Genomic DNA, 17,864 nt, shown 5'->3' with positions numbered 1-17,864 from the left:
GCGTTTAGCTGTTCCGCGCCCATCCCTCGTGCGCGGGTTCCAGCGTGTCGAGAAAGGCTTCGGCGCTGTCCAGGTATTCGGCCTGTCTCTTTTCATCCATGCGGTCCCAGGTCGAGTAGATCCGCCCGATGCGCGGGTTCTTTTCGAGGCGCTCGCGGTGGCGGTCCATGAAGTGCCAGTAGAGCGGGTTGAAGGGGCAGGCACCTTCGCCTGTCTTCTTGCTCGCTGAGTATTTGCAGCCCGAACAGTAGTTGCTCATCTTGTTGATGTAGTTTCCGGACGCCGCATAGGGCTTGGAGGCGAGCTTGCCTCCGTCAGCATAGAGGATCATCGCCGCCACGTTCGGCAGTTCGACCCATTCATAGGCATCGGCGTAGACCACGAGGAACCAGTCTTGCACCTCGCGAGGGTTGATACCTGCGAGCAAAGCGAAATTGCCGAGGACCATCAGCCGCTGGATGTGATGCGCATGCGCATTCTCGCGTGTCGAGCGGATGCTGTCGGCGAGGCAGGCCATGTCGGTCTCGCCGGTCCAGTAGAACTCGGGCAGGCCGCGCTGGGCGTTGAGCGCATTCGCCTTTTGCAGGTGCGGCATCTGGTGGAAGTAGAAGCCGCGCACATATTCTCGCCAGCCGATGATTTGCCGGATGAAGCCCTCGACCGAATTGAGCGGCGCCTTGCCGTCCTTGTAGGCCTTCTCCGCTCGCTGGCAGAGCTCCAGCGGGTCGAGCAGGCCGAGGTTGATGCTGGTCGAGAGCATAGAGTGGAACAGGTCGTCCTCGCCTGCGACCATTGCGTCTTGGTATGGCCCGAAGCATTCGATCCGCTCGGCAAAGAAGGCATCGGCGGCTTCCTCGGCCTCCTCGCGGGTGACGGGCCAGCAGAAATTCTCGAGCGAGCCGAAGTGGTCACCGAACCGATCCTCGACCAATTTGATCACCCCTTGTGTGATGTCGTCCGGTTCGAACTTTGGACGTTCGGGCGCGGACAGGCCCTCCTTGGGCGGCTTGCGGTTCTCGCTGTCGTAGTTCCAGTCGCCGCCCTCGGGCTTGTCGCCGTCCATAAGGAGACCGGTCTTGCGGCGCATCTCGCGGTAGAAGAATTCCATGCGGAGTTCCTTGCGGTCCTCCGCCCACTCGTCGAACTCGGCCTGCGTGGAGATGAAACGATCGTCGCGCAGGATCTCGACTTCGCAGGCGAACTTGTCGGCCCACTGGTCCATCGCCTCGCGCACGCGCCACTCGCCCGCCTCGACCACGCTGACCAGCCGCGGGGAGTGCTCTTCGATCGCTCGGGCGACCTCTCCGGTGAAGCTGCCCGAATTGCTCTCGCTATCGAGCTTCACATAGTCGACCGTCCAGCCGGCATCGCGCAGTTCCTCTGCGAAGTGACGCATGGCGGAGAAGATGAGCGCGATCTTCTGCTTGTGGTGCTTGACGTAGGTCGCTTCGTCCCAGACCTCCATCATCAGGATGACGGTGTCGTCCTTCGTCCGCCCGCGGATCGAGGCGAGGTCGCGGGTCAGCTGGTCGCCGAGGATGGGTACGAGAACAGGGCCTGACATGCCCCGACAATGCGCGAGGATGCAGAGAGTGCCTCAGACGAAGCTGTAGGGGTCGACGTCAACCGCCACGCGCACACCGGGCGGATGGTCGATGCGGCCGAGCCAGTTGCGGATCACGTCCTGCAATTGCACGCTGCGCCGGGCATTCATGAGGAGCCGATAGCGATAGCGCCCGCGCAGCTGCGCCATGGGGGCAGGGGCGGGGCCGAGGATCATACAGTCGGCAACATCGGGGCGGGTATCGCCGATACGGCGTGCGGCTTCGCGCGCTTCGGCCTCGTCTTCGCTAGACACGATGATAGAGGCCCATCGGCCGAAGGGCGGGGCGCCAGCGTCGCGACGCATCTCGGTTTCGGCACTGTAGAAGGCGTCGCGGTCTCCGGCGGCGAGAGCGGCGATGACGCTGGCCTCGGGATGGCGGGTCTGGATCAGCACTTCGCCCGGTTTCGCGCCGCGACCGGCACGGCCTGCGACCTGCGCCACCTGTTGGTAGGTCCGCTCGCCTGCGCGCAGGTCCCCGCCTTCGAGACCGAGATCGGCGTCGACCACGCCGACAAGCGTGAGTTCGGGGAAGTGGAACCCCTTGGTGACGAGCTGTGTACCGACGATAACGTCGATCTCGCCGGCATCGACAGCAGCGATGAATTCCGCGGCGCGGCCGGGTGAATTGAGCGTGTCCGAAGTCGCCACGAAGACGCGCGCATCGGGCAGGCGCTCGGCCACTTCGTCGGCGATCCGCTCCACTCCTGGACCGCAGGCGACGAGGCAATCGGGTTCGCCGCATTCCTGGCAAGCGGCGGGGCTTGGTGCTTCGTGGCCGCAATGGTGGCATGCGAGGCGGCGTGTGAAGCGGTGCTCGACCAGCCAGGCGCTGCAATTGGGGCACTGGTAGCGAAACCCGCAGTTGCGGCAGAGCGTGAGCGGCGCATAGCCGCGGCGGTTGAGGAAGAGGAGCGACTGTTCGCCGCGCTCGAGCCTCTCGGCAATTCCGTCGACCAATCGCTGTGCAAGCCACATGCCGTGTGGCGGTTTCTCCTCCTTGAGGTCGATCGTGTCGATATCTGGCAGTTGCGCACCGCCGAAGCGGCTGGGCAGGTCGACCTTCGAGTAGATTCCGCTCTCAGCCATCTGCAGGCTTTCGAGCGCAGGCGTGGCGCTGGCGAGGATGATCGGGAAGCCTTCGAAATGTGCGCGCATCACGGCGACATCGCGCGCATTATAGCGCACGCCGTCTTCCTGCTTGAAGCTGGTCTCGTGTGCCTCGTCGACCACGATGAGGCCAAGCTTGGCGAAGGGCAGGAACAGTGCGGAGCGTGCTCCCACCACCACTTGCGCCTCTCCGCTCGCCACGGCGCGCCATGCACGGCGGCGCTCGGTCGATTTGAGCGAGGAGTGCCACAGCACCGGCGCCACGCCGAAACGCTCCTCGAAGCGGTGAAGGAAGTTCTCGGTCAGCGCGATCTCGGGCAGCAGGACGAGGACCTGCTTGCCCATGCGCAGCGCTTCTGCGACGGGTTCGAAATAGGTTTCGGTCTTGCCTGATCCGGTCACCCCGTCGAGCAGGAAGGGCGCGAACTTCGCCGCGCGCACGGCATTGGAGAAGATGTCCGCAGCTTCGCGCTGCTGGTCGCTCAATTCCACCTGCGCGAAATCGGGCCGGGCCTCCTCGTATGGCCGGTCGCAATCGACTTCGACCGGTCCGAGCACGCCCTGGTTGACGAGACCGCGCAAAACGCCCTCGGACACACCGGCGATGCCCGCCAGTTCGCGGATCGTCGCCTGCTCGCCCTCGAGAGCTTCCATCGCCGCCAGCCGCTGCGGGGTCATGCGCTCGGGCATTCCGCCAGTGAGGCGATATTCAGTGATACTTGCCGGACCCTTGAGCGCGCCGCCCGAAGACAGCGCCATACGCGCGACGCTGGCGAGCGAGGCGACGTAATAGTCAGCGGTCCATTCGATCAGGCGTCGTAGTGGTTCGGGCAGCGGCGGGATCGGGTATACGCCCCTGAGGTTGCGCAGCTTTTCCGCAGGAACGTCCGTCCCCGGCAGCCGTTCAGCCTCCCAGACGATCCCGATCACGGTGCGCGGGCCAAGCGGGCACTCGACCACCGAGCCCGGGCCGACATCCATGTCGTCCGGCACCTTGTAGTCGAGCGGGCCGAGAGCGGCATTGAGGACGAGGCAGCGCACGCGGTTCATGGCCCGGCCATATGGGCGGCGACACTGCGACAAAACAAGGGTGGGACCTGATGAGGAGACAAGTAATGACCGATATTCTCGTGAAACCCACCGGCCGAAGGGCCTTCCTAGGTGGCATCGGCATCGGCGGCGCGGCACTGGCGCTCCCCGGCTGTACGGGCCTGCCCGGCTTCAGCCTCACCGACGCCGTCCAGCGCATCCTCTTCCTGTCGAGCGAGCGCGCCTTCGCACGCATGCTCCAGCCAGACGGTTTCTGGGACGAACAGGTCGCCACCGTCGGCCTCGAAAGCCTGCTGGGCGCGCGTGGCGGGGTGCTGTCGAGCATCCTGACCTCGGCGCTTTTCAAGGATCGGCTCGCCGATGCCTTCGGGGACATCGCCTATGAAGGTGCCGACCGCGCCGCGCCGCTGGTGACCGAAGCCGTCCGGACCATCGGCATCCGCAATGCGATCGAGCTCGTGAACGGAGGCCCGACTGCGGCGACTGCTTTCCTGCGCGGATCGATGGGCAGCTCGCTGATCGAAGCCATGGTGCCCGAACTCGGCACCGCCATGCGCGTCGCGCAGGACCCGCTGGTCGGCCAGGCCCTTGCCGCGCTGACCGGGGTCGACATCCCGCAAGCCTCGGCCCGTGTCGCCACCCGCATCGACGACACCATCTGGAACGAGATCGGGGTCGAGGAATCCGCAATTCGCGCCGATCCGGCATCGACCCGAGATCCGCTGATCATCGGGGTTTTCGGAACCGGCGCGCGGCTTTGATCAGAACGAGAATTCGATCCCGATCAGGGGAGCGTGGCCGACTTCGTCAGGCGCTCCGTCCTCGAAATCCTGCTGGCGCAAGTAGGTGAGGCTGAGCTCGAGATTGTCGCTGACCTCGTAGCCCACGCCGACCTGCGTGCGAAGGCCGGTGATGCCGGTATCGCCGCCCGGGCTGTTGGAGCGAAGCGTCCAGAACAGCTCTGCATCGGCGCCTGCCGACCAGCGGCTATCATCACCGCCAAGTGGGAAGGACACACCTGCACGTGGCCGTAGGCGCAGCCCCATGCGGCCGTCACGGTCTTCCTGGAAGCGTTCCTCGAGGCGCAGTCGCCCGCGGAAAATGCCGCTGCTGAGGGACGCCTGCTGCATCAGGCGGATTTCGTCGCGACCGGCATCGTTGATGCGCTTCTCGAACGCGCCTGCAAGCGTGATGCCGTCGGCGACTTCCTGCTTGACCCAGAAGCGGGCGAAATAGGTGTCTGGCCGGCCGTTGCCCGAGATCGCGGAAACGCTGCGCGGTTTCGAGCTCCACGGCAGTATCGTCGTCCAGTTCGAATTCGAAGGAGGGGTTGAGCCAGAGCTCGAAATCCTCGTCGGTCGCAGCAGCCGGGGTCGCGTGGGCGGCCAGTGCGAGGGCGAGAAGGGCGATCAGGTGGCGCGTCCGTATCATGGGTCTTCTCAGAAGGGGGTGATTGGGGGGTTTCCGGTGACAACATCACAGCAGCCCCCCTGTTCCCGGACCCACAGCCTGCTATGCGGTCGTGGTCTTCACCCGAATCGCGCCGCCGCGATCCCTTTCGGAGCCCGAACCACATGAAATTCTTCGTCGACACCGCCGACATCGCCGACATCAAGGAAATGGCCGATACGGGCCTCCTCGATGGCGTCACCACCAACCCATCGCTGATCGCAAAGTCGGGCCGTGACTTCATGGAAGTGACCAAGGAAATCTGCGGCCTCGTCGATGGCCCGGTCAGCGCAGAAGTCGTCGCTCTCGATCACGAGACGATGATGAAGGAAGCCGAGACCCTGCGGAAGATTGCGGACAATGTCTGCATCAAGGTCCCGCTCACGATCGACGGTCTCAAGACCTGCAAGAAGCTGACCAGCGACGGCACGATGGTGAACGTCACGCTGTGCTTCTCGGCCAACCAGGCGCTACTCGCGGCAAAGGCCGGCGCGACCTTTGTCTCGCCTTTCATCGGCCGCCACGACGACAACGGCTTCGACGGCATGGAACTGATCGGCGATATCCGCCTGATCTACAACAATTACGGTTTCGAGACCGAGATCCTCGCCGCCTCGATCCGTAATCCCGTCCACGTGCTGCAGAGCGCGCGTATCGGCGCCGATGTCGCGACCATGCCGCCCGCCGTCATCAAGGGCCTTTTCAAGCACGTCCTGACCGACAAGGGTCTCGAAGGCTTCATCAAGGACTGGGAAAAGACTGGCCAAAGCATTCCGACGTCCTAATTAGGCCGCGTGGCAGACCAGACTCCCTCGATCTCTTCAAGCAGGCGCTGACCGGAACTGCGCGCGCCATCGCGCGCGAACCGGAGGTCGAGGTCGCGTGGAGCGCGGATAGTCCGAGCCAGTCGGGCAAGAACTTCCGTGTTCCGCTGCCCGGGCGGAACCTGCCCGAGGACCAGGCCCGCGAAGCCCGCGGATTTGCCGATAGTTTCGCGCTCAAGCTCCGCCATCACAACGAGGCGATGCACGCGAAGGGCGCGCCGCCCGAACCGATCGCGCGCGCCTGTTACGATGCGATAGAACGCACGCGTTACGAGGCGCTGGGTTCGAACAATTATTCGGGCATGAAGGGCAATCTCGACGCTGCAGTCGAGCTCCGCACTGCCACCGATCCCATCGGGCGTGCGGAAACCGCCAATGACGTGCCGCTCCCGACCGCGCTCTCGCTCATGTTGCGCGAGGCCCTGACCGGCGAGGAAATTCCCGACCGCGCCAAGCCCGGGGTGGACATGGTGCGCGAGGAAATCATGTCGCGCATCGGCACCGACATGGAAGACTTGGCGGGTGCGTTGGATGACCAGCGCGCCTTCCAGGACCTCACGCTCGACATGCTACGGCATCTCGAACTCACGCTGCCCGACACCCCCGAAGACGAGGGGCGCGAGGATGGCGAGGACGAGGAAGGCGATACGCCCGAACAGGACCAGGACACTGACGAGGAAGACGAAGGCGATGCGCAGCCGCAGGAAAGCGATGCGCGCGGCGAAGTCGTAGACGGCGAGGCCGATGGCGATGCCGAGCAGGACGTCGAGGGCGAGCAGGAAATGTCCGACGGCGATCCTTCGGACGAAGATGGCGAGGGCATGCAGCCCGTCCGCCCGAACCGCCCGTGGACCGACCTGCCCGAAGATTTCGACTACAAGGCCTATACCGACAAGTTCGACGAGGTGATCGAAGCGCCCGAACTGTGCGATCACGAGGAACTGGATCGCCTGCGCGCCTATCTCGACAGCCAGCTCGCCGGCCTGCAGGGCATTGTCACGCGGCTTGCCAACCGTCTCCAGCGCCGCCTCATGGCGCAGCAGAACCGCAGCTGGGATTTCGACCAGGAAGAGGGCTTGCTGGATGCCGCGCGCCTTACCCGCGTGGTCGTCAGCCCCGGCCATGCGCTGTCCTACAAGATGGAGCGCGATACCGAGTTCAAGGACACGGTCGTCACGCTGCTGATCGACAATTCGGGCTCGATGCGCGGGCGGCCGATCTCCATTGCCGCAATCAGCGCCGACATCATGGCCCGCACGCTCGAACGCTGCGGTGTGAAGACCGAAATCCTCGGCTTCACCACCCGCGCGTGGAAGGGCGGGCAGTCACGCGAGGCATGGCTCGCCGACGGTCGCCCGGCCGACCCGGGACGCCTCAACGACCTGCGCCACATCATCTACAAGAAAGCCGACGAGCCCTGGCGCCGCGCGCGCCGCAATCTCGGCCTGATGATGCGCGAAGGGCTGCTCAAGGAAAACATCGACGGCGAGGCGCTGCTCTGGGCGCACACCCGCCTGCTCGCCCGCCCCGAAGACCGCCGCATCCTGCTAGTGATTTCGGACGGCGCGCCGGTCGACGACAGCACGCTGAGCGTGAACCAGGCAGGCTATCTCGAGGGCCACCTGCGTAAGGTGATCGAGTGGATCGAGAAGCAGAGCCCCGTCCAGCTCGCCGCCATCGGCATCGGCCATGATGTGACCCGCTACTACAAGCGCTCGGTGACGATCATGGACGTGGAACAGCTCGGCGGGACGATTATCGAGCAGCTTGCGGGTTTGTTCGAGGTGGAATAACCCTGATAATTCAACAGGGGAGAGGTCATGCTTGATCAAGTAGCAGGCGGCGCAATGGCTGTGGGTCTCGCAAAAGCATACGGGGCAAAAGCATTCGGACCAGCCGCACTGAACATGTTCTTTGCGGACCACATTGCTCATTTGAAGGCTTCAGACATTGAACTGGTTCAGCAAACGGGATGTATTCTCGACGGCGCCACTGCTGGATTTGGTATTGGATATGTAGCTTCCACCGCCGTCATTTCCGCTGGGCAACTGATGCTAGGCAATACGCTGGATGCGGCGGTGACTGTCGGGACAGCTACCGCCTTCAGTAATCCCGCTGCTGCGACATGTGCTGCTATCGGGGCTGTGTACTATGGCTATCACGCGTTGAGCGACGAACAGCGCGCCGCCTTCTTGGACAAGCTGGAAATCGGCCTCGCCATTGGCAAAGAATTGATCAAATCTGTGATCGCGTACGTTGAGAATGCGCTTACAAAAATTATGGATAGTGACTTGATGAAGTCGCTGAGATCGTACGTGTCGGAATATGCTGCGATGTTCGGAAAATCGCTGGCCGACATAACACGATCCGTCAGCGACAGGGTGGTACTCGTTGCTCATCAGGCCAGCGTTGCAGCATATGATGCGGCAGCTACGATAGGAAATGCCGTGTATGACGGGGCGACGGCAGCCGGTGGAATTGGCAGCTCATTGAGCGGGTCAATCTCGAACGCTAGTCAAAAATCGGGCCAATGGTTGAGCGAGACTTCAACGCAAGCCAAGGATCGAATAGTCTCGCTCTTTTATAGCGGTGACGAAGAGGAAAAACCTTGAAGGTAATCGAAGCCGTCCAGTCACGCCGCTCCGTCCGCGCATTCACCGACCAGCCGGTCGATCGCGACGTCCTCACGCGTGTGCTGGAAAAGGCGCAGCGTTCGCCATCGGGTGGCAACGTCCAGCCTTGGAACGCAGTCGTCCTGACTGGCGATCCGATGCAGGCGCTGTTCGACCGGGTGGCGCAGGAATTTCCCAAGGGGCGCGAGGCGCTGAAGCCCGAGTACGATATCTATCCCAAGGGCCTCGACGGCGCCTACGAGCAGCGCCGCTTCGGTGTTGGCGAAGACATGTATGCCGCGCTCAATATCGAGCGCGACAATAAGCAGGGCCGCCTTATGTGGTTCGCGCAGAATTTCCGCGCATTCGGAGCGCCGGTGCTGATGCTGGTCCACACGCCCAAGTACATGGGCCCGCCGCAGTGGAGCGATATCGGCATGTGGCTGCAGACGATCATGCTGCTGCTGCGCGAGGAAGGGCTCGACAGCTGCGCGCAGGAAGCCTGGGCCGCCTACAGCCCGCAGGTGCGCGAGATGGTCGACATTCCCGATGACCACATCTTCTTCTGCGGCATGGCCATCGGCTACCGCGATCCGGATGCGCCGGTGAACAACTTCGATGTCAAACGCGCAGGGCTGGACGAATCCGTGCGCTGGGAGGGTTGGCAGTAGGTCCGCCGCCACCTAATGGCCTGCGCATGACCGAAACGCCGCTCAAGCTGTTCAACTCGCTCACCCGCGAGATCGAGACCTTCACCCCCGTCCACCCGGGCGAGGCGCGCGTCTATACCTGCGGCCCGACGGTCTACAATTACCCGCACATCGGCAATATGCGCGCCTATGTCTTCGCCGACATCCTGGGCCGCACGCTGAGCTGGAAGGGTTACGACCTCACCCACATCATCAACATCACCGATGTCGGCCACCTGACTGACGATGCCGATGCGGGCGAAGACAAGATGGAGAAGATGGCTGCGGAGAAAGCGCAGTCGATCTGGGACATCGCGAAGCACTATACGGAGGCCTATTGGGCCGATGTGAAGGCGCTCAACATTCGCCAGCCGGCCAAGTGGTCGGTCGCCACCGATTACATCGACGAGATGATCGAGTTCGCGAAGGGCATTGCGGACAAGCACTGCTACGAACTCGACAGCGGGCTCTATTTCGACGTTTCGACCATCGAGAATTACGGCAAGCTCGCGCGCGCCGTGACCGAGGAAGGCGAAGGCCGCATCGACACGGTCGAGGGCAAGCGCAACGCTGCAGACTTCGCGATCTGGCGCAAGACGCCTGCTGGCGAGACACGGCAGATGGAATGGGACTCGCCTTGGGGCAAGGGCGCGCCTGGCTGGCATCTCGAATGCTCGGTCATGGGTGGCAAGCTCCTCGGCTTCCCCTTCGACATTCACACCGGGGGCATCGACCACCGCGAGATCCATCACCCGAACGAAATCGCGCAGAACCAGGCGCATTGTTGCACCAGCGGCCTCGACGTGGCCGAGAACAGCGGCGCACGCATCTGGATGCACAACAACTTCCTCGTCGAACGCAGCGGCAAGATGTCGAAGAGCGCGGGCGAGTTCCTCCGCCTGCAGCTGTTGATCGACAAGGGCTATCATCCGCTCGCCTACCGCATGATGTGCCTGCAGGCGCATTATCGCAGCGAGCTGGAGTTCAGCTGGGACGGTCTCCAAGCGGCCCTCACGCGCCTGAAGCGCATCGTCATGGCGGTCGAGCGGTTGAAGGATGAGGTGGCGGGCGATCCCTCGCACCAGAAGTTCGCACCGATGCGCGAGAAGTTCGCGGCGGCGATCTCTGACGACCTCAACACGCCTATCGCGCTGGTCGCGCTCGAAGAGGCGCTTGCAGTGAAGAAGGTCGATGGCGGCGTGAAACGCGCGGTTATCGAGGAGATGGATCGCGTCCTCGGCCTCGATCTGTTCGGCCTTAGCCGGGAAGACCTGCGCATCCGGCCCAAGTCCGCCGAGATCACCGAGCCCGAGATCGAGGCCGAACTCATCTGCCGCAAGGAAGCGCGCATCGCCAAGGATTTCGCCACCAGCGATGCCATCCGCGAAAGCCTTACCGCCAAGGGCGTCGAGGTGATGGACGGCGATCCGCTCGGCTGGGAGTGGAAGCTCTAGGCGAGCTTTCGTCCGATCCAGCAGGTCAGCGCAAAGCGTGCCTCGGCAAAGGGCGCGCCGGGCTGCGCTACCTTCCTCACCTCGTGTGGCGCGAAGCTGGGGAATGCCACGAGCCGGTCGTTTGCAGATTCGATGACTCTCGGCTCCCCGCGTCCGAACAGACCGTGCATCACCAGCTCGCCGCCCGAAAAGCGTGCGTCGGGCACATGCGTGTAATAGGTGAGCGTCACCAGCCGGTCGTAGCCGAGGAAACTGCGGTTATCGCTTACCGCGATGTCGGTGTGCGGGGTGAAGAAGTCTCCGTCGCGATGTGCCGACAGCAGGAATTCGTGGTGCGGGTTTTCGACCGGTTCCACGGCGAGCTTCTCGAACAAGCCCGCCCCGTGGAGGCGTTCCAGGAAGCGGTCGCCCAGCTCGCCGAGATCGCCCTCGAAGGTGAAGGAGCGCCGTGTCGCCAGGTCCAGTTCGCGCGCGACATTGGGCCGCGTGACGACCGCGCGCTTGAATTCTGCCTCGTGGGCCGCCGCGAAGCTGCAGAGGTCGGCTGCGAAGTTCGCTCCCATGAAACCGTCCGCGACATGCAGCGGCACCTCCGCGATCGCGGACTTGACCTTGGACGCGGCTTCGGGTTCGTGACTGTGCGACATTGGAGAGACGCTAGATGACCAAAGCCGTGATGTCTGCCCTGATCCGCCCTCTGGTGGAGCCGCGACTGCCCGATTGGGTCGAGCCCATGTGGTTCATGACCAAGGAACAGGCGCTCGAGATGGCGCCGGAGGCCGAAATCGGCTGGTTCGATTTGAACGACAAGGATCCGATGATCGAGATCGCGCATGCCGCGACCAATCTCAAATGGCTGAATTCGATCTATGCGGGCCTGGATTTCCTGCCGCTCGACGTGCTTCAGCAACGCGGCGTTACCGTGACCAATGGCGTCGGCATCAACGCGATCACCATCGCCGAATATGTCGTCATGCTGATGCTCGCCCATGCCAAGGGTTACCGCGAGGTAGTGCGCGCTCAGGAACGCCACGAATGGCTGCTCGACAGTCCGGGCAAGCGCGAGCTTTCGGGCGAGCGCGTGCTGCTGCTGGGCCTCGGTGCGATCGGTTCCCTCATCAAGACGCGGCTCGAAGCCTTCGACATGAGCGTCGTGCCAGTGCGCCGCTCGGGCGGAGAAGGTTCGCTCAAGCCCGGCGAATGGCGCGAGAAGCTGGGCGAGTTCGACTGGGTGATTCTCGCGGTCCCCTCGACCGACGAGACCCGCCACATGATCGGCGCGAGCGAGCTTGCCGCCATGCGGCCCAATGCTGTCCTGGTGAACATAGCGCGCGGTGACGTGGTCAGGCAGGACGATCTCGTCGACGCACTCGAAGCCAAGACGATCGAGGCAGCGCTGCTCGACGTCACCGATCCCGAGCCATTGCCCGAGGATCACCCGCTATGGGACCTCGAGAACGCACAGGTCACCATGCACCTTTCCGGCCGCGCGCAGACCAAGATGTTCATGCGGTCCGCCGACCGCTTCGTCGAGAATCTCGAGCGATGGCACAAGGGTGAGCCGGTCGGCCCGCAGATGGATCTCGCCGCCGGTTACTAATCACGCGTCCTCGAGCAGCAGCAGGTCGCATTGCACGACCATGCGCGGGCTCGGCGACAGGCGGTGCTCAACCTCCACGATGCCCGCGTCGGCGACCAGCTGGCCTGGGATCGCGAATTCGTGATCGGGCAGGGCGGCCACGAAATGCTCGCCCACCTCGACCGCGTCCTCGCCCGCGAAGAGCAGCGAGAGGCTGTGACGCGTGCCGGCGAAGGTGATGCTCGCCCAGGCCTTTTCGGAATGGGTGATGACCTGACCCTGATGCTCCGCAAGGACCATCAGCGCCTGCCGCAGCCGGTCGCCCGCGGAACGCCGGATTCGCGGAGGGCGGGGCGGTTTCGTCTCACTGGACATCGAGCGCCTCCTTAATGCCATGACCGGCAGCGGCATCGAATCCCTGCATGAACCCGCGGATGCGCGCTTCAGTCCCGCTGCGGGGTTCGCGGCCCATGCGCAGGTCGAGCACGAAACGCGGATCGTGCGCGGCCAGGCGACCGAACTTGGTCGGCGGCATGTCGTGCGCGCGGAGGAATTTCTCGATTGAGCGGATCAACATGTCTTGTGCTCCCCGTGGCTTAATCCGAACAGCGAATCGCTCGCTGTGTTCCTGATTCGTTCCACTCGAAATCCTACTTGTCTAGGAAAAATCCTATGCTATAGGAATTTTCTCGCATGGGTCCTCTTTCGCCACCGGTTTTCGGCGCATTGGGAGAGGGCGGAGTTAGGAGCGATGGCATGGCCGAGATGACCCCGGAACGCGCGCGACTGGTCGAATTGACCGAGAAAAGCCGCACGAGCCTCGCCTCGCTTTCATCCATGTTGGGTCGTAATCCCAGCTACTTGCAGCAATTCGTCCGCAAGGGCTCCCCGCGCAAGCTGGAAGAGGCCGACCGTCGCCGGCTTGCCGAATTCTTCGGCGTGGACGAGGTCGAGCTGGGTGCCGACCCGGACCTAAGGTCAACCCGCGAATCGGGCGATTTCGTCGCCGTCCCGCGGCTCGCTCTCGACGCTTCAGCCGGGCCCGGAGCTTTTTCGGCAGAGGAAATTTCCTTCGACGCGTTTCGTTTCTCGCGCCGCTGGCTGCGCGAGATGGGACTGGAAGGTGCGGACCTCACTGCGATCCGCGTGGAGGGTGACAGCATGGAGCCGACCCTGCGGAGTGGTGACGAGATCTTCGTCGACCGTCACAAGCGGGCTGGCGAGGGCATTCACGTGGTCCGCATCGGTGATGCGCTCCATGTGAAGCAGGTCCAGGCAAGCGCGCCAGGTCGCATCACGCTGATCAGCGCTAACGATGCCTACGCCCCGATCGAACTCGCCCGCGACGAGGTCGAGGTCATCGGTCGGGTGGTCTGGAAGGGCGGTCGGATCTAGCGCGTCAGGATGGCGTCTTTGCGTAATCGTCCGATTGCAGCGTGATCATGTAATCGGCGATCACTTCGATATCTTCCTCCACGAGATCGACATCCATTTGCATCGGGTAATTATGCGCGTCCGAGAGGAAGGTGACGAGCGTCTCTCGCGTCAGGCCCGGCGAATTGGCGATATCGGCGAAACCGGGGGCCTGCGGATTGGGCGAGATCGTGTCCTTGGTAACCGCGTGGCAATCGCCGCAGATCGCGGTCACGAAAACAGGCACGGCTGTATCCGCAGTCGCCGCCGGAGGTGGCAGCGGCGGCGCCTGGTTGAGCGATGAACTGTTCGCCTGACATCCCGCAGCCAGCAGGCCGATCGACACCAACGCCTTTATCCGACGCATATCCGTTCTCCTCTCATGGATAGATAGCATAGAAGCTTTCTCGTGCATTGCGCTGGATCAATTTGCATGGGTCGGCGCGCGCAAAGGGGTGCTTGCATTCACCGGGCCTCCAAGCCATCTCGCTTGTCATGACCGAGACGACTACCCAGCCTCCGATGAAAGCCGGCATCGTGCCGGTGACGCCGCTCCAGCAGAACTGCTCGCTGATCTGGTGCACAAGCACCAACAAGGGCGCCTTGATCGATCCGGGCGGCGATCTCGACAAGCTTAAGGCTGCAGTGAAGCAGACGGGCGTGGAGCTGGAAAAGATCCTCATCACCCACGGCCATATCGATCATTGCGGGGAGGCGGGCATCCTCGCCAAGGAACTCGGCCTCCCGATCGAGGGCCCTCACGAGGACGACCGCTTCTGGATCAGCCGCCTCGACGAGGACGGTGCGCGCTACGGCGTGAACGGTCAGGTATTCGAACCCGACCGCTGGCTGGAAGATGGCGACACCGTCACCGTGGGCGAGCTCACCTTGGAAGTGATCCACTGCCCAGGCCACACGCCGGGCCACGTGGTCTTCTTCCACCGCCCCAGCAAGTTCGCGGTTGTGGGCGACGTGCTATTCCAGGGCAGCATCGGTCGCACCGATTTCCCGATGGGCAATCACCAGGACCTGATCGATGCGATCACGCAGAAGCTCTGGCCGCTGGGCGACGACGTGACCTTCATTCCCGGTCACGGGCCCACCAGCACCTTCGGCCAGGAGCGCAAGACCAACGCCTTCGTCAGCGACGCGGCGCTGGCCTGATCCCGCTTACATCACGCCGAGCGTGATCAGTACGGCGACTGCCGCAAGGCCGAGCAGCGTCAGCATGGTGATGATGACGCCGATCGAGCGCCCCTTGGCGAGCGTGCCGCCGTCCATCCCGAATCCATGGGCCACGCGCCCGATCATGTAGAGTGCGACCACCCATGCGAGCCAGGGATCGCCGCGGCCCGACAGCTCGATCGCTGCGACCAGAACGAGGAAGAAGGCAGTATTCTCGACGAAATTGAGCTGCGCGCGCATGCGGGCGGTGAGCGGGCCGCCTGCGCCGTCGTCCCCGATGGAGACCTTCTGTTTTAAGCGCATCTGGCCGACGCGGATCGACAGCCACAGGTTGATGATCGCGGCAGCCGCGGCGGCGGTCAGCGTGACCGGCAGGACGATAGCCATGGAAATTCCTCCCTCTTGCGTACCCTCCACGCCTTGCTAGGTCGGGGTTGCGGGTGCCGCAATCGGATGCGCGATCTTATCCTCCGCTACGCTTGCATCATCCGGAAAATTCGCTATAGCGCGCGCCTTCACCGTCACGGTCGGGTAGTTTGCCGTCATCGCGCTCTTGTGCGTTGCCGGAGCTTCCCCTAGGGCGGCCACCGAAATTGATTGAAATTGTTTGAGGAACAGGTGCCGAGATGGCCGTCCCCAAGAGAAAAGTATCGCCCCACCGCCGCGGCAACCGTCGTGCACACGATCTCGCTCAAGGTCGAAGCATTCCACGAGTGCTCGAACTGTGGCGAGCTGAAGCGTCCGCACAACCTGTGCCCGCACTGCGGCTACTACAACGGGCGCGAAGTCCTCGCACCCGAGGGTCTTTAAGACTTAGTTTGAGTCGGAGAGCGTTATGAGTCTTCCGCGTATCGCCGTCGATGCGATGGGCGGGGACGAAGGCGTTCGCGTAATGATCGAAGGCGCCGCGCTCGCGCGTAGGCGCCACGATCGATTCAAATTCCTGCTGGTCGGTGACGAGGCGCGGATCAAGGCCGCGCTCGCCGAGCATCCCGGCATGGCCGAGGCCAGCGAAATCCTGCATTGCGATGATGTCGTCGCGGGGGACGAGAAGCCCAGCCGCGCGCTGCGCCGTGCCAAGACGACCAGCATGGGGCTTGCCGTCGACGCCGTGAAGCGCGGCGAGGCGGGCGCTGCCGTCTCGGCCGGCAATACCGGCGCGCTGATGGCGATGAGCAAGCTCGCGCTGCGCACCATGCCCGGCCTCGACCGTCCGGCACTTGCCGCATTGCTGCCGACGCTCGGCGACAACGACGTCATCATGCTCGACCTCGGCGCGAACCGCGAATGCGACGCGCGCAACCTTGTGCAGTTCGCCATCATGGGCGCCGCCTATTCGCGCATCGTAACGGGCCGCGAGCGCCCGCGCGTGCGTCTGCTCAACATTGGCACCGAAGAAACCAAGGGCACCGAGGACATCCAGGCGGCCGCAGACAGCCTGCGTGCAGCATCGGGCCTGTCGATGGATTTCGAAGGCTATGTCGAAGCCGACAAGATCAACCGCGGCGAATGCGACGTGGTGGTTTGCGACGGTTTCTCCGGCAATATCGCATTGAAGGCGATCGAAGGGGCAGCGCGCTTCGTGACCGACCTCTTGAAGCGCGCCTTCAGCTCCTCGATCCGCTCGAAGGTGGGCTTCCTAGTCTCGCGTCCGGCGACCGAGCTGCTGCGCCACCATCTCGATCCGAACAATCACAATGGCGCGGTCTTCCTCGGCCTCAACGGCGTGGTCGTGAAGAGCCATGGCAGCGCCAATGCCATTGGCGTCGCGAACGCCGTCGAAGTTGCCGCGCGCCTCCTCGAAGACGACATCACCAACCGCATCGCCAAGGACCTTGGCGAAGTCGGTGGTGAAGAACTGGCAGCCAAATGATCCGTGCGGTGATCACCGGCAGCGGGAGCGCACTTCCCGCCCAGTGCGTCACCAATGACGAACTTGCCCAGCGCGTCGACACAACGGACGAATGGATCCAGGAGCGCACCGGCATCCGCCAGCGCTACATCGCGGGAGAAGGCGAGACCACATCCAGCCTCGCCACCGAAGCCGCGCGCAAGGCGCTTGAGGATGCAGGCGTCGACGCAAGCGAGATCGGTCTGATCATCCTTGCCACAGCGACACCCGACCACACGTTCCCCGCCACCGCCACGCAGGTGCAGGCTAACCTCGGCTGCCGCGGCGGCGTGGCATTCGACGTGCACGCGGTTTGCTCGGGATTCCTCTACGCACTGGGCACTGCGGATTCACTGCTGCGCACGGGCATGGCGAAGAAGGCGCTGGTGATCGGCGCCGAGACCTTCAGCCGTATCCTCGACTGGGAAGACCGCACGACCTGCGTTCTCTTCGGCGACGGCGCGGGTGCAGTCGTGCTCGAAGCGAAGGACGTCGAAGCGGACGGACCGGGTATTCTTGCCACGCGGCTCCACGCGGACGGCGAGCACCGCGAATTACTCTTTGTCGACGGCGGTCCCTCGACCACCGGCGAAGTCGGCAAGTTGCGCATGAAGGGGCGCGAGGTTTTCCGCCACGCGGTCGTCAACCTGGCCGACGTACTCAAGGAAGTGCTTGAAGACGCATCGGTAGATGCCGCGGATGTCGACTGGGTCGTGCCGCACCAGGCCAATGCCCGCATCCTCGATGCGACCGCCCGTAAGCTCAATCTTGCGCCGGAGAAAGTGATCGTCACGGTCGATCAGCACGCCAATACCTCGGCGGCCTCGGTTCCGCTCGCGCTCGATGTCGCGAAGAAAGATGGCCGCATCAAACCCGGCGACCTTGTCATGTTCGAGGCGATGGGTGGCGGCTTCACATGGGGCGCATCACTCGCGCGCATGTAACAAATGTTGACTTTTTCCGGTCCGTCCATTGCCGGAATCGTCAAAATACAGTAGCTTGTGA

The 17,864-nt window shown here is 63.5% G+C and carries 19 protein-coding genes and 1 pseudogene; 12 read left to right on the top strand and 8 right to left on the bottom strand.

Annotated features, from left to right (window positions below; all coding sequences use genetic code 11):
* Positions 1-4 precede the first annotated feature (4 nt).
* Together ACZ1G8_RS02005 and ACZ1G8_RS02000 are read right to left on the bottom strand one after the other, a co-directional pair.
* Positions 5-1,564, bottom strand: a complete 1,560-nt coding sequence (locus ACZ1G8_RS02005; RefSeq protein WP_472680172.1) for a cryptochrome/photolyase family protein — start codon at positions 1,562-1,564, stop codon at positions 5-7.
* Positions 1,565-1,597: 33 nt separating this feature from the next.
* The gene (locus tag ACZ1G8_RS02000) at positions 1,598-3,763 is read right to left on the bottom strand and encodes a primosomal protein N' (RefSeq protein ID WP_472680171.1); all 2,166 of its coding nucleotides are present in this window, start codon (positions 3,761-3,763) and stop codon (positions 1,598-1,600) included.
* A 65-nt stretch (positions 3,764-3,828) separates the two neighbouring features.
* Here ACZ1G8_RS02000 and ACZ1G8_RS01995 point away from each other — a divergent pair, with 65 nt between their 5' ends.
* A complete protein-coding gene (locus ACZ1G8_RS01995; RefSeq protein ID WP_472680170.1) occupies positions 3,829-4,524 on the top strand; it encodes a DUF4197 domain-containing protein in 696 nt (231 codons plus the stop codon).
* On the opposite strand, the gene ACZ1G8_RS01990 is transcribed toward ACZ1G8_RS01995, so the two are convergent.
* On the bottom strand, positions 4,525-4,956 hold the full coding sequence (locus ACZ1G8_RS01990; protein ID WP_472681152.1) for a DUF2490 domain-containing protein: 432 nt from the start codon (positions 4,954-4,956) through the stop codon (positions 4,525-4,527). It lies immediately after the preceding gene.
* Between the two features lie 381 nt (positions 4,957-5,337).
* Here ACZ1G8_RS01990 and fsa point away from each other — a divergent pair, with 381 nt between their 5' ends.
* The 5 genes from fsa to cysS are packed head-to-tail and all read left to right on the top strand — an operon-like array spanning position 5,338 to position 10,791.
* Positions 5,338-5,997, top strand: coding sequence for a fructose-6-phosphate aldolase (gene fsa / locus ACZ1G8_RS01985; protein WP_472680169.1), 660 nt, complete (start codon positions 5,338-5,340; stop codon positions 5,995-5,997).
* Complete coding sequence (cobT, locus tag ACZ1G8_RS01980) at positions 5,997-7,829, top strand: cobaltochelatase subunit CobT (protein ID WP_472681150.1); 1,833 nt, start codon at positions 5,997-5,999, stop codon at positions 7,827-7,829. The genes fsa and cobT overlap by 1 nt, the downstream gene beginning before the upstream one ends.
* 27 nt (positions 7,830-7,856) lie before the next feature.
* A complete protein-coding gene (locus ACZ1G8_RS01975; protein ID WP_472680168.1) occupies positions 7,857-8,648 on the top strand; it encodes a hypothetical protein in 792 nt (263 codons plus the stop codon).
* The gene (locus ACZ1G8_RS01970; RefSeq protein ID WP_472680167.1) at positions 8,645-9,319 is read left to right on the top strand and encodes a nitroreductase; all 675 of its coding nucleotides are present in this window, start codon (positions 8,645-8,647) and stop codon (positions 9,317-9,319) included. Before ACZ1G8_RS01975 ends, ACZ1G8_RS01970 begins: the two co-directional genes overlap by 4 nt.
* Before the next feature lie 26 nt (positions 9,320-9,345).
* Complete coding sequence (cysS, locus tag ACZ1G8_RS01965) at positions 9,346-10,791, top strand: cysteine--tRNA ligase (protein WP_472680166.1); 1,446 nt, start codon at positions 9,346-9,348, stop codon at positions 10,789-10,791.
* Here the strand turns inward: cysS and ACZ1G8_RS01960 are convergent.
* Positions 10,788-11,438: a 2OG-Fe(II) oxygenase gene (locus ACZ1G8_RS01960; protein ID WP_472680165.1), complete on the bottom strand. Its 651-nt coding sequence runs from the start codon at positions 11,436-11,438 to the stop codon at positions 10,788-10,790. The two genes, cysS and ACZ1G8_RS01960, sit on opposite strands and share 4 nt — an antisense overlap.
* A 14-nt stretch (positions 11,439-11,452) precedes the next feature.
* Between ACZ1G8_RS01960 and ACZ1G8_RS01955 the strand changes: the two genes are divergently transcribed.
* Positions 11,453-12,391, top strand: a complete 939-nt coding sequence (locus ACZ1G8_RS01955; RefSeq protein WP_472680164.1) for a D-2-hydroxyacid dehydrogenase — start codon at positions 11,453-11,455, stop codon at positions 12,389-12,391.
* Here the strand turns inward: ACZ1G8_RS01955 and ACZ1G8_RS01950 are convergent, their stop codons facing one another.
* Together ACZ1G8_RS01950 and ACZ1G8_RS01945 are read right to left on the bottom strand one after the other, a co-directional pair.
* Positions 12,392-12,745 carry a hypothetical protein gene (locus ACZ1G8_RS01950; RefSeq protein WP_472680163.1) on the bottom strand — a complete coding sequence of 118 codons (354 nt, stop codon included), beginning with the start codon at positions 12,743-12,745 and terminating at the stop codon, positions 12,392-12,394.
* The gene (locus ACZ1G8_RS01945; protein ID WP_472680162.1) at positions 12,735-12,947 is read right to left on the bottom strand and encodes a hypothetical protein; all 213 of its coding nucleotides are present in this window, start codon (positions 12,945-12,947) and stop codon (positions 12,735-12,737) included. The genes ACZ1G8_RS01950 and ACZ1G8_RS01945 overlap by 11 nt, the downstream gene beginning before the upstream one ends.
* 179 nt (positions 12,948-13,126) lie before the next feature.
* Here ACZ1G8_RS01945 and ACZ1G8_RS01940 point away from each other — a divergent pair, with 179 nt between their 5' ends.
* On the top strand, positions 13,127-13,765 hold the full coding sequence (locus ACZ1G8_RS01940; protein WP_472680161.1) for a S24 family peptidase: 639 nt from the start codon (positions 13,127-13,129) through the stop codon (positions 13,763-13,765).
* 4 nt (positions 13,766-13,769) lie between these two features.
* On the opposite strand, the gene ACZ1G8_RS01935 is transcribed toward ACZ1G8_RS01940, so the two are convergent.
* Positions 13,770-14,150 (bottom strand): hypothetical protein, encoded by a 381-nt coding sequence (locus tag ACZ1G8_RS01935; RefSeq protein ID WP_472680160.1) that lies wholly within the window; start codon positions 14,148-14,150, stop codon positions 13,770-13,772.
* Positions 14,151-14,278: 128 nt separating this feature from the next.
* Here ACZ1G8_RS01935 and ACZ1G8_RS01930 point away from each other — a divergent pair, with 128 nt between their 5' ends.
* Positions 14,279-14,947 (top strand): MBL fold metallo-hydrolase, encoded by a 669-nt coding sequence (locus tag ACZ1G8_RS01930; RefSeq protein ID WP_472680159.1) that lies wholly within the window; start codon positions 14,279-14,281, stop codon positions 14,945-14,947.
* A 6-nt stretch (positions 14,948-14,953) separates the two neighbouring features.
* On the opposite strand, the gene ACZ1G8_RS01925 is transcribed toward ACZ1G8_RS01930, so the two are convergent.
* On the bottom strand, positions 14,954-15,355 hold the full coding sequence (locus tag ACZ1G8_RS01925; protein ID WP_472680158.1) for an MAPEG family protein: 402 nt from the start codon (positions 15,353-15,355) through the stop codon (positions 14,954-14,956).
* A gap of 239 nt (positions 15,356-15,594) precedes the next feature.
* Here ACZ1G8_RS01925 and rpmF point away from each other — a divergent pair.
* From rpmF to ACZ1G8_RS01910, 3 genes and pseudogenes are all read left to right on the top strand, one after another.
* A pseudogene (rpmF, locus tag ACZ1G8_RS01920) lies at positions 15,595-15,778 on the top strand (50S ribosomal protein L32).
* A gap of 25 nt (positions 15,779-15,803) precedes the next feature.
* Positions 15,804-16,841: a phosphate acyltransferase PlsX gene (gene plsX, locus ACZ1G8_RS01915; RefSeq protein ID WP_472680157.1), complete on the top strand. Its 1,038-nt coding sequence runs from the start codon at positions 15,804-15,806 to the stop codon at positions 16,839-16,841.
* The gene (locus ACZ1G8_RS01910) at positions 16,838-17,803 is read left to right on the top strand and encodes a beta-ketoacyl-ACP synthase III (protein WP_472680156.1); all 966 of its coding nucleotides are present in this window, start codon (positions 16,838-16,840) and stop codon (positions 17,801-17,803) included. Before plsX ends, ACZ1G8_RS01910 begins: the two co-directional genes overlap by 4 nt.
* Positions 17,804-17,864: the final 61 nt, after the last annotated feature.

Source organism: Qipengyuania sp. BR81-2 (assembly GCF_055693895.1).
The sequence above is the reverse complement of the archived record's forward strand: the minus strand, read 5'-3'. Positions and strand labels throughout refer to the sequence as shown.